This is a genomic window from Delftia sp. ZNC0008 (assembly GCF_000799035.1).
GTDB classification, from domain to species: domain Bacteria; phylum Pseudomonadota; class Gammaproteobacteria; order Burkholderiales; family Burkholderiaceae_C; genus Comamonas; species Comamonas tsuruhatensis.
This window is the reverse complement of record NZ_JTKZ01000343.1, coordinates 1-1,546: the sequence shown is the minus strand read 5'-3', so window position 1 is coordinate 1,546 and position 1,546 is coordinate 1. Positions and strand designations below refer to the sequence as shown.

Annotated in this window: 2 protein-coding genes; both read right to left on the bottom strand. The window is 71.0% G+C overall.

Going from position 1 to position 1,546, the window contains the following annotated elements; genetic code table 11:
• Positions 1 to 838 (bottom strand): acyl-CoA dehydrogenase family protein (locus L995_RS11520; protein WP_047471790.1); only part of this gene is annotated, 838 nt, incomplete at its 3' end.
• On the bottom strand, positions 835 to 1,546 hold a 712-nt coding region (locus tag L995_RS11515; protein ID WP_047471786.1), incomplete at its 5' end, for an MFS transporter. The genes L995_RS11515 and L995_RS11520, both read right to left, overlap by 4 nt.

Here is a 1,546-nt window from a genome sequence, read left to right as displayed (position 1 = left end):
CCGCGTCCTCGAAGCGCATGGCGCAGGTGGCGCTGCCCTTGATGCCCATCTTCTTTTCGATGCCGTCGCAGTAGATGGCGTTGGGCAGAAAGCTGCCGTCGTCCCGGGGAATGCCGCGCGGCGCCAGGAACAGCGACAGGCCGCGCGTTCCCTCAGGCGCATCGGGCAGGCGCGCCAGCACCAGGTGGACGATGTTCTCGCTCATATCCTGGTCGCCGCCCGAGATGAAGATCTTGCTGCCGTCCAGGCTGTAGCTGCCATCGCCCCGGGGCCGGGCCTGGCTGCGCAGCAGGCCCAGGTCGGAACCGGCCTGGGGCTCGGTCAGGCACATGGTGGCCAGCCAGCGGCCGCTGACGATGTGGGGCAGGTAGGTGGCGCGCAGATGCTCGTCGCCATGCGCGTGCAGGCAGGCATAGGCGCCGTGCAGGATGCCCGGATACATGGTCCAGCCATGGTTGGCCGAGGCCAGCATTTCGTGCAGCGCGGCGTCCAGCAGCTGGGGCAGGCCCTGGCCGCCAGCGTCGGGGGCGCAGGCCAGTGCGGGCCAGCCTGCCTCCACGAAGGCTGCATAGGCGGCGGGAAAGCCGTCGGGCGTGCGCACCCTGCCCTCTTGCAAGCGGCAGCCCTGCAGGTCGGCCGGGCCGTTGAGCGGGGCCAGCACGTCGGCGCAAAAGCGCCCGGCCGCCTCGACCACCAGGTCGGCCGTCTCCTGGTCCAGGGCTTCGTGGGCCGGCATGCGGCGCCAGTCGCCCTCGGCGCCCAGCCAGTGCTGCTGGACGAAGCGGATGTCCTGCAGCGGCGGCTGGTAGTGCGAGCAATGTGATGCCTGCGCGCTCATGCCCGGCCCTCCGTGGCCGCGACCAGGCGGCGGTAGGGACCGATGGCGCTGGCCAGGCACAGCACGGACAGCAGCGCGGCCAGTGCGGACACCAGGCCCAGCGACAGGCCCACGAGCTTTTCGTCATGGAAGACGAAGTCCGTGAAAAAGGCCACGAGGAAGGGACCGAGGCCCAGCCCGATCAGGTTGATCAGCAGCAGGTAGATGGAAGTCACCTGGCCGCGCAGCTGGTTGGGCGTGACCGCCTGCAGGATCGGCGGCGCCAGCGCCACCGGCATGCCCAGGAAGAAGGTGGTGGCCGCCACGGCCACCAGGGCCACCGTGGGCGTGGGCGCAAAGGCCAGCACCAGGCCGGTGATGACGAGCACGCCGGTGGCCACCAGCGAGATGACGATCGACCCCACCTGCTTGCCGCGCGCCGTGAGGTAGTCGGCCAGGAAGCCGCTGAGCAGCATGCCGCCAATGCCGAAGGTCAGGATGATGACGCCGTAGGCCGGGCCGATCTCGCCGGGCGTCCAGCCCCACTGGCGGATGAAGGTGGCCGGCAGCCAGGCCGTGACGCCGAAGGTGATCATGGCCGTGATGCCCGGCGCCAGCAGCAGCGGCAGGAAGGCGCGCTTGTTGCGCAACACATGGGACAGGTCGGGCGCCGGTCCCGCGGGCGCGGCCACTTTGGCGGACGCGGCCCGGGCCTGCAGGCCCCGGCGC